The 12714-nt window shown below is 60.3% G+C and carries 14 protein-coding genes and 1 pseudogene; 4 read left to right on the top strand and 11 right to left on the bottom strand.

Translation table 11 applies throughout. From position 1 onward, the window contains the following. Positions 1-127: 127 nt before the first annotated feature. The 3 genes and pseudogenes from NQ018_RS05910 to NQ018_RS05920 form a co-directional block, all read right to left on the bottom strand. Positions 128-1006 (bottom strand): annotated as a pseudogene (locus tag NQ018_RS05910) (MFS transporter); the annotation flags it as partial. A 52-nt stretch (positions 1007-1058) separates the two neighbouring features. Next, positions 1059-1688: a TetR/AcrR family transcriptional regulator gene (locus tag NQ018_RS05915; protein ID WP_257059466.1), complete on the bottom strand. Its 630-nt coding sequence runs from the start codon at positions 1686-1688 to the stop codon at positions 1059-1061. 94 nt (positions 1689-1782) lie between these two features. Then, positions 1783-2145, bottom strand: a complete 363-nt coding sequence (locus NQ018_RS05920) for a DUF5997 family protein (RefSeq protein ID WP_257037755.1) — start codon at positions 2143-2145, stop codon at positions 1783-1785. Between the two features lie 63 nt (positions 2146-2208). Between NQ018_RS05920 and NQ018_RS05925 the strand changes: the two genes are divergently transcribed. Together NQ018_RS05925 and NQ018_RS05930 are read left to right on the top strand one after the other, a co-directional pair. Further along, on the top strand, positions 2209-2871 hold the full coding sequence (locus NQ018_RS05925) for a type 2 periplasmic-binding domain-containing protein (RefSeq protein WP_257037731.1): 663 nt from the start codon (positions 2209-2211) through the stop codon (positions 2869-2871). 18 nt (positions 2872-2889) lie between these two features. Further along, positions 2890-3471, top strand: coding sequence for a GNAT family N-acetyltransferase (locus NQ018_RS05930; protein ID WP_257037730.1), 582 nt, complete (start codon positions 2890-2892; stop codon positions 3469-3471). On the opposite strand, the gene NQ018_RS05935 is transcribed toward NQ018_RS05930, so the two are convergent. From NQ018_RS05935 to NQ018_RS05950, 4 genes are read right to left on the bottom strand one after another with little or no spacing between them, the layout of a single operon-like run. Beyond that, positions 3468-4346: a 5-oxoprolinase subunit C family protein gene (locus tag NQ018_RS05935; protein ID WP_257053949.1), complete on the bottom strand. Its 879-nt coding sequence runs from the start codon at positions 4344-4346 to the stop codon at positions 3468-3470. The genes NQ018_RS05930 and NQ018_RS05935 overlap by 4 nt on opposite strands. Beyond that, positions 4339-4965: a 5-oxoprolinase subunit PxpB gene (gene pxpB / locus NQ018_RS05940; RefSeq protein WP_257059468.1), complete on the bottom strand. Its 627-nt coding sequence runs from the start codon at positions 4963-4965 to the stop codon at positions 4339-4341. The genes NQ018_RS05935 and pxpB overlap by 8 nt, the downstream gene beginning before the upstream one ends. After that, entirely contained in the window at positions 4962-5714 is a 753-nt protein-coding gene (locus NQ018_RS05945) for a LamB/YcsF family protein (protein ID WP_257059471.1), read from the bottom strand. The genes pxpB and NQ018_RS05945 overlap by 4 nt, the downstream gene beginning before the upstream one ends. Positions 5715-5740: 26 nt before the next feature. Next, a complete protein-coding gene (locus tag NQ018_RS05950) occupies positions 5741-7030 on the bottom strand; it encodes an NRAMP family divalent metal transporter (RefSeq protein WP_257059474.1) in 1290 nt (429 codons plus the stop codon). Positions 7031-7163: 133 nt separating this feature from the next. On the opposite strand from NQ018_RS05950, the gene NQ018_RS05955 reads away from it, so the two are divergent. Continuing rightward, complete coding sequence (locus NQ018_RS05955; RefSeq protein WP_257059476.1) at positions 7164-7856, top strand: GntR family transcriptional regulator; 693 nt, start codon at positions 7164-7166, stop codon at positions 7854-7856. 63 nt (positions 7857-7919) lie between these two features. Here the strand turns inward: NQ018_RS05955 and NQ018_RS05960 are convergent, their stop codons facing one another. Together NQ018_RS05960 and glpX are read right to left on the bottom strand one after the other, a co-directional pair. Beyond that, complete coding sequence (locus NQ018_RS05960) at positions 7920-9320, bottom strand: class II fumarate hydratase (protein WP_257037724.1); 1401 nt, start codon at positions 9318-9320, stop codon at positions 7920-7922. A gap of 133 nt (positions 9321-9453) precedes the next feature. After that, positions 9454-10455, bottom strand: coding sequence for a class II fructose-bisphosphatase (gene glpX, locus NQ018_RS05965; RefSeq protein ID WP_257059478.1), 1002 nt, complete (start codon positions 10453-10455; stop codon positions 9454-9456). A 187-nt stretch (positions 10456-10642) separates the two neighbouring features. Here glpX and NQ018_RS05970 point away from each other — a divergent pair, with 187 nt between their 5' ends. Further along, positions 10643-11209: a DUF4245 domain-containing protein gene (locus tag NQ018_RS05970; protein ID WP_257059482.1), complete on the top strand. Its 567-nt coding sequence runs from the start codon at positions 10643-10645 to the stop codon at positions 11207-11209. Here NQ018_RS05970 and NQ018_RS05975 read toward each other — a convergent pair. After that, positions 11193-11426 (bottom strand): exodeoxyribonuclease VII small subunit, encoded by a 234-nt coding sequence (locus NQ018_RS05975; protein WP_257059485.1) that lies wholly within the window; start codon positions 11424-11426, stop codon positions 11193-11195. The genes NQ018_RS05970 and NQ018_RS05975 overlap by 17 nt on opposite strands. Before the next feature lie 8 nt (positions 11427-11434). Further along, positions 11435-12679, bottom strand: coding sequence for an exodeoxyribonuclease VII large subunit (gene xseA / locus NQ018_RS05980; RefSeq protein ID WP_257059487.1), 1245 nt, complete (start codon positions 12677-12679; stop codon positions 11435-11437). Positions 12680-12714: the final 35 nt, after the last annotated feature.

The raw sequence follows: 12714 nt of genomic DNA on the forward strand, positions 1-12714 counted from the left end.
CCAGGTTCGCGGCCTCACGCCGGTACTCCGGCGTGTACTTCTTGCGCTGTTGACTCACAATGAACATCCTCTCCTACGGACACAAGATCCGTACAAATAGGGTGTCCACTAAACGAGGGTAACCTCACATCTGCATGTAAGTGGGTAGGTAACCGAGGACGCCGAACATCGCGATACCCAGTACCAGTCCGGCCAGGGTGGTGAGCGTGAAATTGCGGTTGCGGAAGAACTGCAGCGGAATCAGCGGATCTTCCGCTCGGGATTCCACGAACACCAACACAACGGCGGCCACTAGGCAGGTTGCGATCAAACCGATGATTACAGGGTCAGACCACTCGTAGGTTGATCCACCCCAGGTGGTGAACAAGATCAGGGACACAGATGCGATGATCATAAATACGGTACCCAAGTAATCCCAGCGAACCTGTTGCTTTGGCAACGCCGGAATCTGGATGAATTTCCAGGCCACAGCGATCGCGAGCAAGCCCAGCGGGAGGTTCATCCAGAACGCCCAGCGCCAGCCAATTCCCTCGGTGAACCAGCCGCCCAGTAGCGGACCGAGCACCGCGGAGAGACCGAAGACGCCACCCATCACGCCCATGTAGCGCCCGCGCTCACGGGCTGGAATGATATCCGCGATGATCGCCTGGGAAAGAATCATCAGGCCACCAGCGCCAATGCCCTGCACTGCGCGGCCGGCAATGAGCAAGGTCATGGTGTGCGCGAGGCCGCCGAGCACCGATCCCACCAGGAAAATCACCAGGGCGCCGATGAAGAGGTGCTTGCGGCCGATGAGATCGCCGAGCTTGCCGTAAATTGGGAGCATCACGGTCTCTGCGAGGAGGTAGGCGGTGATCACCCAACTCATGTGGTCCATGCCGCCGAGCTCGCCGACGATCGTCGGTAGCGCAGTACCAAAAATCATCTGATCGAGGCTTGCGAGCATCATGGCCACCATGAGCGCAGAGAGTACCCACCAGGCGCGGCGCTGCTGTTCTGGGGTCATCACAGACCCTTGGGTTTGTGTAGTCGTGGTCAACAGGGGTTCCTTTGTTCGTTTAAGCGATGTGTCGGATACCTTGGAGCATTTGCTCGCCCAAGGCGCGGAGCTCTTCTGGTGCTAGGAAATTCTCATTACTGTTCGCAGCGGCACGCATGGCTGCAAAGCTCAGATTGCATAGCAATGAAGCCTCAACTTCCAGACTGAGCGCGGTGCGTCTTTGGTTTGGGTGAGCTTCCAAATAGCGCACGATGAGCGATTCAAAGTGCGGGTGGAGGTTGTGGACTCGGCTCATGAACTCGTGGAAGAGCGCAGGGTCTTGATCGATGATCGCCTTGCGGCGCCGCTGTGTTGCAGCGTCAAAGTAGAGGTCGTGCTCAGGGCTCAACGCGGCATTGGTGCACAGGCGTAACACCGCTAAGGGGAGGTCCGGGTGCACGGTAGTGAGGAAGCGCTGTTCTTCCTCCTCCGTTGGACGCCGAGGGCCCGTGCCCAGCACCGCTTGCTGTTTGTTTTGGAAATAGTTGAAAAATGTCCGCTTGGATACGCCAGCGGCCTGTGCGATCTCTTCCACCGTAACCAGTGAATAGCCGCGCTCCAATACCAAAGTTGTTGCGTGGAGTTCTATCAGTTTGTACTGGTTGATGTGTTTTGAGCGCCGGCTCGAGGCGGCATCGTGTTGCGGCATGGCTTGAGCATAATCCTGTTTTTGCACCGAGTGCAAAAAGTATGAAAACAACAGAAAAACCCACACCGTGTGGTGTGGGTTACAAAAGGTTTGTTTATTGAGATTCGGCCTCGTCGGTAGGATCCGCCGTAACCTCGCCGCGCTCAACGCGGGCTTGGGCTAGGGCAGTGCGGGCCTCGCGCAGCCAGGTGGGCTGATCCGCCAGCAATGCTTTGATTTCCGCAGTGGTGAGCGCGCGGTCGTAGTCATTGCGCTTCAATGCGGTGATGGTGATGCCGAGTTTTTGTGCCACCACGGGGCGGGGGTGCGGGCCTTCACGGCGCAAGTCAACCAGCCACTGTGGTGGGTTTTGTTGAAGGGCCACAAATTCATCATGGGTCAAAGCGTTTGCTTGGAACTCCTCTGGAGTGGCTGGCAGGTAGATGCCGAGCTTCTTTGCTGCGGTCTGGGGTTTCATTGCGGTGCCAGACGGCTTGCGCACAGATTCTTCATTCACAACCACAACGGTAGCATTGCGTGCATGCTGCACCTATCTTTTGTGACTGGCACCGAGCCCGGCAAGTGGTTTGAACGCTACCGTGACCGCACCACCTACGGCTTGGAAACCACCCCGAGCGATGACCCTCTGGCCCAACTCCTGGACCCAAGCGACCCCACCAACCTGGCCTTAGTACGCCTGCCGGACGAGCGTGCCCTCAGCGATACTCTCCACCTGGTGCGCCTGTACGAGGAGAGTCCAGGTGTGGCGCTGCCAAAAGAGCACACCCTCACTCTTTTTGAACCCGTTCCCGTGGCGGAGCTCGCCGGGGAACACGCCAACTATCTGTTTCCAAGTGCAGCCCCTGGAGACATCGCGGCGCTGCGGGATGCGCTCGGTGTGGTGGCTGCGAACGTCGGCTACGCAACCGGCCCGCGACCCTTGCTAAAGGTGCTGTCTGGAAAGCAGATTGAACATCGCGAGCTCGCCGGGGCGGATTTTGCCACGCAGATCGCGTTAGTGTGGCACAAAACTGATGATGGGGAGATGATTCAGGACTTCGTGGGCATTGCAAAGGGGCGCACTCTGGCCTCCTCACGCCAGGCCGATCAGCGGAAGAAACCAACGAAGAAGCGGGTGAAAAAGCCAGGACAACGCCCCGCGAAAAAGGCCAGCGGCAACCGAGGTGGCAGGAAGCGGAAATAGAAGGAACAATACTTGGTTATGACTAGCTTGGATTCCGGCCGCGACTTTGTGATTCGCCCATTCCGCCGCACCGACTTCGGCCAAGTGCAGCAGATCTACCTGTTAGGCCTCGGCACCGGGCACGCGTCCTATGAGACTGAGGCACCCAGTTGGGAGCACTTCTCCACCGCGAAACTGCCCGGGACGGTGTTTGTGGCCGTGGAAGCTGACGACGACGAAAAACTCCTCGGCTGGGTCTCCGCCGCACCCATCTCCACGCGCCGGGTGTTCCATGGCGTGGTAGAAGACTCCATTTACATGCACCCCGACGCCGCCGGCCGTGGAATCGGCGGGGCGCTGTTGGATGCGCTCATTGACAAGTGTATTGAACTGGGGAAATGGTCCATCCACTCGTGGATCTTCCCGGAAAACGAGGGTTCCGCAAAACTACATCTCTCCCGCGGCTTTGAAAAAGTGGGCACTTTCTCCCACCTCGCAAAAATGACCTACGGGGAGCTCGCGGGGCAGTGGCGCGACACCGACATCTACGAAAAGCTCCTCCCGAAGCCGGAGATTTCCGACGCCACCGCCGCGGGCGTTCACCCCGGAGGAGGCCACTAGGCCAAGTGGAAACGAACGGTGTCGCCGGGTCCGAGCTGCGCGGCACGGTCGCAACTTCGCGATGTGAGGACCGCGATCACCGGATAGCCGCCGGTCACGGGGTGGTCCGGGCCGAACACCACTGGCTGCCCATTGGGTGGGACCTGGATGGAACCCCGGACCATGCCCTCACTTTGCAACTCTCCGGTGCGGAAGCGTTCCAAGGGTTGCTCGCCCTGAAGGCGCAGGCCAACACGATTCGAGTCTGCGGTGATCGTGTACTCCTGACGCAAAAACAGCAGCAGGGAGTCAGCGGTGAACCAATCCTGGCGCGGGCCAGGGATCACCGTGAGCGTTTCCTGTTCCATCCTCTTCCACAACGTGGGTAGCGTGCGGATCTGCGGCCACCAGGCGGGGTCTTCCACCAGGTTATCCACGTGCAGGATATCGCCTACGCTCAGCGGGGCAGGTCCGAGCCCTGAAAGGACGTCAAAACTTGCCGAGCCAAGCTCGCATTCCACGGCAAATCCGCCGCGAACCGCGAGGTACGCCCGCAGCCCATATTCGGCGGGGCCGAGGGTGATTTCGTCGCCAGCCTCCACATCAAGCACATAGTTGGTGGGGCTATGCACCGTGGAGCCATTCGCCTTAGTGATGGTGATTGTGGCTTGGGTACCGGTCACCGCCACCATTGCCCTGTGCAGGCACCGCAAGTGCAGTCCACCCATGAGCACCTCAAGGACAGGCGCCTGGGGCTGATTGCCAACCGCATGATTGGCTCGGGCGGCAGAGAGGCGGTCGAACACCCCGGAAGCCCCCACACCCGTGGCGGCATATCCAAAGCGTCCTCGATCCTCAAACAATGCCAGCGGGCCCGTTGCTAAGACCTCAAACATGAGCTTTCACCTGCACAAAGCGCACCACATCACCCGGTTGGATGAGAGAGGGTTGCTCGCGGGTGGTATCCCACATCTGCGCATCCGTGTGACCAATCAATTGCCAGCCACCGGGTGAGGCCTTTGGGTACACCGCTGAAAAAGGTCCCGCAAGCGCCACCGACCCCGCGGGAATCTCGGTGCGGGGGCTGGTTCGCCGAGGCACCGCCAACGGGGCCTCATGGTGCGGCTGCAGATACATGAACCCTGGCGCAAATCCGCCAAAAGAGGCAATCCACTGCGTCTGACCATGCCAATCAATGAGCTCCGGCACGCTCATCTTTACCTGGTTCGCAACCTCCTGAAGGTCCTCGCCGGTGTACGTCACCGGGACTTCAACAACCTTCCCGCTGCCTTCCTCAGCCCCCGAATCCAACGTGAGGGAACCGACGATCCTGTGGGCGTCGGCAAGGCTAATCTTGCGCGTGTCCAGTGTGAGGAGCACAGTGTTTGCGGCGGGGACGATGTCTATGATCCCTGGAACCGCGGCCTTGCGCAGCGCGGCGTTGAGGGCTTGGACCTGGTTGCTGGGAAGGTCGATGAGCACCGCCTGGTCACCGCAGGGGAGGATCTCTATCATGGCTTGACCTCAACGCCTGCCTCTTGGAGGGCAGCGCGGATGCCGCGGGCCATTTCCACTGCGGCTGGGGTGTCGCCATGGACGCAGATGGATTCAGCTTGAAGGTGAAGGTCGGAGCCGTCGATGGCCACTACCGGCTCACCTGTCGCCAACGCCTTGGCTTGGGCAATAGCCGTCAGTGGATCGTGATGTACCGCGCCTGGGATATTGCGCGGAACCAGGGTGCCCTCAGGGGTGTAGGCCCGGTCAGCGAACGCCTCCTGAATGGTGCGCAGTCCAGCATCTGCCGCCCAACCCACAATCGGCGCTCCGGCGAGGCACATCAGGCGCAGATTCGGATCCACCGCCTGCACCGCAGCGATCACCGCCTTCGCCAACGCGGCATCTTGGGCGATGGTGTTATACATCGCACCGTGGGGCTTGACGTATTCCACCGAAACTCCAGCAGCCGCCGCTGCCGCCTGCACGGCGCCGATCTGGTACACCACCTCAGCAAAAAGATCATCCGGGGAGTAGGCGATGTTCCTGCGGCCGAAACCCTGAAGATCGCGGTACCCAGGATGCGCGCCCACTCGGACGCCGAGCTCTGCCGCCTTGCGGACTGTTGCCAACAGCACCTGCGGGTCTCCGGCGTGGAAACCGCATGCGATGTTCGCGCTGGAAACCACCTGGAGCATTTCGCTATCAGCACCAATGATGTATGCGCCGAAGCTTTCGCCGAGGTCAGCGTTGAGATCAATATGCGCCATGATTGCAATCCTAACGTTGTGTGCCGCTAGCCGGAGATGCCGAGCAATTGGAAGACGCCGCCGAAGCTACGCCATGCCAACCACCACGCCACCACCATCGCGGCGAGGCCAATGGCGATGAGCCACTTTGGGTATTGGTAGCCGTGCAGGAGATCCTTCGAACGCATCGCAGCTACATAAATGATGAGGGAGAATCCAATTGGCAACACCAGGCCGTTGAAGGCGCCGGCGAACACCAGCAGGGCGGCTGGCGCGGTGCCCAGCACCAGGAACACGCTGCAGCTCAGCACAATGAAACCGATGGTGATCCAGTTCTGCAGTTGCTTCTTTTCTGGCTTGTTGGCCACCAGGAAGGATGCAGAGGTGTAGCTCGCGCCAATTACGGAGCTGAGCGCGGCAGCCCAGAGGACCGCGCCGAAGAAGCGCAGGCCGATTTCACCGGCAGCGGACTCGAATGCCTGTGCCGCTGGGTTTGCCTTGGTGTCCAGCACCACGCCACCTGCAACAACACCGAGCACGGCGAGGAAGAGGGCAATGCGCATCACGCCGGTCAGCAAAATGCCAGTCACGGAGGAACGGGAGACTTCCTGGACGTGCTCCTTGCCGGTGAGGCCAGAGTCCAGCATGCGGTGTGCACCAGCGTAGGTGATGTAGCCACCCACAGTGCCGCCAACGAGCGTAGTGATGGTGAGCCAGTCCACCTGCTCGGGCAACACACTGTTGCGCAGGGCATCACCCACTGGTGGGTCAGACACGAAGGCAACGTAGATGGTCAGCGCCATCATGATGACACCCAGAGCAACCAAGATCTTGTCTAGTGCAGCGCCGAGCTGTTTGAACAGGAAGATAGCGATGGCGATTACCGCCGTGATTGCGCCACCAATTTTGGCGTCCAGGCCCAACATTGCGTTGAGCCCCAAGCCGCCGCCGGCGATGTTACCGATGTTGAACACCGCTCCACCGATGGCGATGAGCACCGCGAGCACCCAACCAAGGCCTGGCAGCACGCTGTTGCCCAACTCCTGGGCGCGCATGCCGGAAATGCCGATCACGCGCCACACATTGAGCTGCACCGCGATGTCAATGATGATTGAGACCACGATCGCGAAGGCAAAGGCGGCGCCCAGCTGTGCGGTAAACGTTGCAGTTTGGGTGAGGAAGCCCGGGCCAATTGCGGAGGTGGCCATCAGGAAGATCGCCCCGAGCAGGGTGCTGCGGGTAGTTGCGCTTGCTGCGGCCTGTTTCAGCGTGGGGCTGTGCTGTGGGGCACCGTTTTGTAGGGCACCGCTTCGCTGGGCACCGTGTGACTCTGGCATGTATCCCTCCTTGAACGTGACTTGTTCAACAATTTTGTTCAACAGTTGAGAGGATAGTAAGCCTTTGTAGTGCGCAACACAATATTTTGATCCAAATTATTTGAAACACTTTGCGCCAATTACACTCTGAGTTATGGCATCAACCCCTGCATCCCCTCGCACCAAGCCCGCGCGCCCGGTGAAACTCACAGTTCAGGCCGTCATTGAGCAGATATCGGAAGACATTCTGCACGGAACCCACTTGCCAGGGCAGCAGCTCCACGAGATTTCCATGGCGGGGGCACTGGGGGTATCGCGCAATACATTGCGTGAAGCGTTCCGGGGCCTGGTGCATAACGGGTTGTTGGACTACTTCCCGCACCGGGGAGTTTTTGTGCGGGTGATTACCACTGAACAGGCCCGAGAGCTCTACCGTTCCCGCCGAATCGTGCAGGTTGCCGTGCTGCAGGCGCTGGAACATGGCGAGCTACCCTCTCAAGCGGTTGCAAAAGGCCTCCAGGGGATGCGCAACGCCGTGGAGCGTGCCTTGGATGCTCGAGTGCAAGGGGACTGGATGGAGGTGGGTAGCCAGAACTACGCCTTCCACCAAGCAATGTTTGACCTTGCGGGTTCCGAGTACATAAGCAAAGCGGGCCGAGGGGTGCTCATGCAAACCAGGGTTGCATTTTTTGGGGCAAGCTCCGCTGAGCACATGCATGCGAGCTTTGTTGAACTAAACGTGGAGTTGCTTGACCTTCTGGAGCGGCAACAGTATGCCCAGGCCATCGCTGCGCTCCGCGCCTACCTGGATGTGGCAGAGGCACGGGTGGCGGAGTTGCTGCCCTAAGGAGGCACGGCAAAAGCCGTGAGGGGAGGGTTCCCTCACGGCTTTTTCGGTTGTGAGTAATGGTTAGTCGCGGTCGGTGTTTGCCATTGCGAGGACGTCGAGGCGCTTGTCCAGCTCTTCCTCAGTAAGGGTCTCGCCGTCCACAAAGCCCATGTCAATCACGGTCTGGCGGATGGTCTTGCCTTCCTTGAGAGCGGTCTTGGCAACCTTCGCTGCGTTCTCGTAGCCAATGGCGGAGTTCAGCGGGGTCACAATGGAAGGGGAGGACTCAGCCAGAGTGCGCATGCGCTCCTCGTTTGGCTCGATGCCGTCCACTAGGCGCTCAGCGAATACGCGGGCGGTGTTAGCAAGCAGGCGAGCAGACTCCAACACGTTGCGCGCCATCACCGGGATGAACACGTTGAGCTCAAAGGCGCCCTGGGAACCGGCGAATGCCACGGCGGCGTCGTTACCAATCACCTGGGCAGCAACCTGGGTTGCGGTTTCGCAGAGCACTGGGTTCACCTTGCCAGGCATGATGGAGGAACCTGGCTGCAGGTCTGGCAGGTGGATCTCGCCGAGTCCGGTCAGTGGGCCGGAGCCCATCCAGCGGATGTCATTGGCGATCTTGTTCAGGGAGACAGCAACGGTGCGCATTGCTCCAGAGAACTCCACCAAGCCGTCGCGGTTTGCCTGAGCTTCAAAGTGGTTCACGCACTCGCGCAGCTCGGATACGCCGGTGAGGCTCACCAGTTCAGCGGTGACCTTCTCGCCGAAGTCGGCTGGGGTGTTCAAGCCGGTGCCCACTGCGGTGCCGCCGATTGGCAGCTCGCCCAGGCGTGGCAGGGTGGCCTCGATGCGCTCAATGCCCGCCTCGATCTGGCGTGCGTAGCCAGCGAACTCCTGGCCCAAGGTAACAGGGACGGCGTCCATGAGGTGGGTGCGGCCGGACTTCACAACGTGCTTCCAAGCCTTCGCCTTCGCATCGAGGGAAGCGTGCAGCACCTTGAGGCCGGGGATAAGGTCCTTCACGGCTGCCTCGGTTGCCGCAACGTGGGTGGCGGTTGGGAAGGTGTCATTGGAAGACTGGCCCATGTTCACATGATCATTGGGGTGCACCTCAACGCCATTGTTCTTGGCAATGGAGGCGATGACCTCATTGGTGTTCATGTTGGAGGAGGTGCCAGAGCCGGTCTGGAATACATCAATTGGGAACTCGGCGTCGTGCTTACCCTCAGCGATTTCCTTGGCGGCAGCGATGATGGCGTCGGCCTGCTCGGCTGGGAGCAGACCACGATCCTTGTTCACCTGGGCACAGGCGGCCTTGAGCAGGCCCATTGCGCGGATCTGCGTGGATTCCAGACCGCGGCCGGAGATTGGGAAGTTCTCCACTGCGCGCTGGGTCTGTGCGCGCCACAAAGCGTTGACGGGAACCTTCACTTCACCCATGGTGTCGTGCTCAATGCGGAACTGCTGCTCGGTCATGTAAAAGATCCACCTTTTGTGTTGATGTGCAAAAACGTATGTGATGTTCCGGCATGCGCCAAGAACCCTTTGAACATTGTACGTCCGCGGCGTGACGCGCGGAAAAAAGGCCCACGAATGTGGGCCAGTTCACTTACTTGGCGTTCTGGGAGTAGTCCACTACGGAGTATTCCTGCAGCTTGGAAAGCTGGTGGACGGATTCAATGAAACGCACGGTGCCGGACTTGGAGCGCATCACCAGGGAACGGGTGGTTGCACCGTCCTTGCGGTAGCTCACGCCGCGCAGCATGTCACCATTGGTCACGCCGGTGGCCACAAAGTAGCAGTTGTCTGAGGTCACCAGGTCATTGGTGGTGAGCACCTTGCTGAGGTCATGGCCTGCGTTTCGCGCCTTGTCCGCTTCCTGCTCGTCTTTTGGTGCGAGCATGCCCTGGATTTCACCACCCATGCACTTCATTGCGCAGGCGGTGATGATGCCCTCGGGGGTGCCGCCGATGCCCATCATGATGTCCACGGAGTTCGTGTTTTGCGCTGCGGCTACTGCACCGGCAACGTCGCCGTCGCGGATCAAGCGTACCTTCGCGCCAGCATCCCGGATATCCCGGATGAGGGTCTCGTGGCGGGGGCGGTCCAGCACCACAACGGTGACCTGCTCAGGGGCAATGCCCTTTGCCTTGGCAACGGCGCGGATGTTGTGCTCCACAGGGGCCTGGATATCAATGGTGCCGGCGGCCTCCGGGCCCACAGCGATCTTGTTCATGTAGAACACAGCGGAGGGGTCATACATGGAACCACGTTCGGCAGCTGCTAACACGGAAATTGCATTCGGGCGGCCTTCTGCCATCAACGTGGTGCCGTCGATAGGATCTACGGCGATGTCTACCTCGGCGCCGTCGCCGGTGCCCACTTCCTCGCCATTGAACAACATTGGGGCTTCGTCTTTTTCGCCCTCGCCAATCACCACCACGCCGCGCATGTGGACGGAATTGATGAGTTTGCGCATGGCGTCCACTGCGGCGCCGTCGCCCTCGTTCTTCTTGCCGCGCCCCACCCAGCGGCCGGAAGCGAGCGCTGCCGCCTCCGTGACTCGAACGAGCTCGAGGGCGAGGTTACGATCCGGGATTTCCGCATTCATGCGAGATGCCTCCAAAAGTTGATACCTGTGCTACCCGTCTAATTTTGGCATTACTTTCGCCGAAAGTGTGGAAATTCTAACCCCAAAAGTGGTTAGCGGGTCCTGGAACCATCCACCCGTTCCTAACCCTCATCCCACTCGCATCCGCTGTTTCTGTTTGTCCAGCGTGCATGCCATACTGGTGAGCGTGGCTGAAGAAAAACCTCGTATTTTCCAAGACGGCAAAGACATCTTCTACTCCCTGGGTGCCATCGTGGTGGTGATGATCCTGGCCGTGGCGTTCACCGGCATGTGCAGCTTTGGGCGAGATACCGCGGAGAACGTGCCTGTCAACGAGGTTGATGCGCAAACATTCCTGAGCCTGGAAACCGGTGCGATGGACTTCCCCGTGCGATATCCCACCGTGATGGAGGAACAAGGCTGGGTCCCCAACTCTGCGCGGCGAATGGCTGTGGCAGGGGAGAGCGCAGTCTCCGTGGGCTGGGTGAAAGGCGTGGACGGCTACCTGCAGATGGTACAAACCGGCGTGCCCGCCCAGAACGCGGTGAAAGGCTTTGACCAAAACCCCCGCGAACTGGAACATAGCTACGAGGTAGATGGCGCAACCGTAGAAGTGTACGGTTCTCAGGAGCGTGATGTTCGCGACATCCGCGTGGTGGACCTCAGCGACGTCCGCATGATCTTTACCGGCGCCGCCCAGGACGAGGAGTTCAACGCCCTCATCTCCGCGGCCGTGTCTACTCCTCCTCTGTAGTCTCCTCCTCAGAAGCCACACCGAGGGCCTGCTCCACGCGCTTCGCGGCACCGTCGAGCTGCTGCTCACACCGCGCGGCCAACGCCTCACCCCGCTCCCAATATGCCAGCGCCTCATCCAAGCTCATCTGACCGAGCTCCAAGATGCGCACGATTTCCACGAGCTCATCGCGAGCCTGTTCGTAACTAAGTTCCTCAACTGGGGTAAAAACGCTCATTATCTTCCTTACTTCGCTGCTTGAGTTTGCATGGCTGCCGCGGTGATGGCGCCGTCGGCAACGCGAATGCGCAACTGGCTCCCCGGGGGAGATTGCATGATCGACGTCACCACCTCGGGCTCCGACCCGTCCCTTGGCAACACCTGGACCACGGCATAACCGCGCGCCAAGGTAGCGCCCGGGCCCAATGTGGTAACTTGCGAGCGCAACCCCGCAACCTGCGCCCGCTCCTTGTCTAGCCTGTGGCCAATTTCGCGCCTGACCTGCCCTAATGAGCGCTGCACCTCGTCTCTGCCGGCGGTGATTCGTACCATGGGATCAGCCAAAACCGGTCGTGAGCGGAGCGCCGCGAGTTGCTGGTGCTGGGTGGTTACCCAACCGCGCAGGGCGTGGGCGTTGCGCACGCGTAGTTCTTTGATGAGCGCGATTTCCGCGATGACATCGGGGACCACCCGCTTGGCGGCGTCGGTAGGAGTGGCGGCGCGCAGGTCCGCGACGTTGTCAAGGATCGGCGTGTCTGGCTCGTGGCCGATGGCTGAGACAACCGGGGTCTGCATCTGAGCCACCTGGCGCTGCAAGGCTTCCTCGGAAAAGGGGAGGAGGTCTTCTACCGAGCCGCCGCCGCGGGCCACGATGATCACATCTACCTCAGGGTTGGCCTCCAACTCCTGCAGTGCAGCGACTACTTCTGTGACGGCGCGGGCGCCCTGCACCGCGGTGTTGCGCACGGTGAAACGCACTCCCGGCCAGCGAGACTGAGCCACCGCCAGGACGTCGCGCTCAGCCGCCGAACCGCGGCCGGTGATTAATCCGATGTTGTTGGGCAAAAAGGGGAGGGGCTTTTTGCGGGCGGGGTCGAATAACCCTTCAGCGGCCAGTTGGTGGCGCAGCCGCTCAATGCGGGCGAGGAGTTCACCCACACCCACCTGGCGGATCTCTGTGACCCACAAAGAGAAGGAGCCCCGGCCGGAATAGTAGGCGGGCTTGCCATAGACGGCGATCCGGTCTCCGTCTTGCAGGTTCAACGCCCGCATCAACTGCGTGTTGCAGGTGATCTGGACGCTTTCTTCCTTTTCTGGGTCCCGCAGCGTGAGGTAGCTCAGTTTCCAGGAGGGTTTTATGCTGAGCTGGGTGATTTGGCCTTCCACCCACACAAAGCCCAAACGCTCAATCCACGCCTTCACCTTGGCATTAAGCACACTCACCGGCCACGCGGCCTCTGGTGAGTGCGCTGCCTGCTCTGCTTGGCTCATCGTTTTTGCCCGCCTTCTTGCTGCATTCCACCATC

The sequence above is a fragment of the Corynebacterium kozikiae genome (genome assembly GCF_024580965.1).
GTDB classification, from domain to species: Bacteria; Actinomycetota; Actinomycetes; order Mycobacteriales; family Mycobacteriaceae; genus Corynebacterium; species Corynebacterium kozikiae.

Bases quoted from the DNA above. Each gene is read 5' to 3' on its own strand.
- NQ018_RS05915 (WP_257059466.1), bottom strand. From the start codon at position 1,688: ATGCCGCAACACGATGCCGCCTCGAGCCGGCGCTCAAAACACATCAAC.
- NQ018_RS05925 (WP_257037731.1), top strand. From the start codon at position 2,209: ATGCTGCACCTATCTTTTGTGACTGGCACCGAGCCCGGCAAGTGGTTT.
- NQ018_RS05935 (WP_257053949.1), bottom strand. From the start codon at position 4,346: ATGTTTGAGGTCTTAGCAACGGGCCCGCTGGCATTGTTTGAGGATCGA.
- NQ018_RS05960 (WP_257037724.1), bottom strand. From the start codon at position 9,320: ATGACCGAGCAGCAGTTCCGCATTGAGCACGACACCATGGGTGAAGTG.
- NQ018_RS05920 (WP_257037755.1), bottom strand. From the start codon at position 2,145: ATGAAACCCCAGACCGCAGCAAAGAAGCTCGGCATCTACCTGCCAGCC.
- NQ018_RS05955 (WP_257059476.1), top strand. From the start codon at position 7,164: ATGGCATCAACCCCTGCATCCCCTCGCACCAAGCCCGCGCGCCCGGTG.
- NQ018_RS05945 (WP_257059471.1), bottom strand. From the start codon at position 5,714: ATGGCGCATATTGATCTCAACGCTGACCTCGGCGAAAGCTTCGGCGCA.
- NQ018_RS05930 (WP_257037730.1), top strand. From the start codon at position 2,890: ATGACTAGCTTGGATTCCGGCCGCGACTTTGTGATTCGCCCATTCCGC.
- pxpB (WP_257059468.1), bottom strand. From the start codon at position 4,965: ATGATAGAGATCCTCCCCTGCGGTGACCAGGCGGTGCTCATCGACCTT.
- NQ018_RS05975 (WP_257059485.1), bottom strand. From the start codon at position 11,426: ATGAGCGTTTTTACCCCAGTTGAGGAACTTAGTTACGAACAGGCTCGC.
- glpX (WP_257059478.1), bottom strand. From the start codon at position 10,455: ATGAATGCGGAAATCCCGGATCGTAACCTCGCCCTCGAGCTCGTTCGA.
- NQ018_RS05950 (WP_257059474.1), bottom strand. From the start codon at position 7,030: ATGCCAGAGTCACACGGTGCCCAGCGAAGCGGTGCCCTACAAAACGGT.
- xseA (WP_257059487.1), bottom strand. From the start codon at position 12,679: ATGAGCCAAGCAGAGCAGGCAGCGCACTCACCAGAGGCCGCGTGGCCG.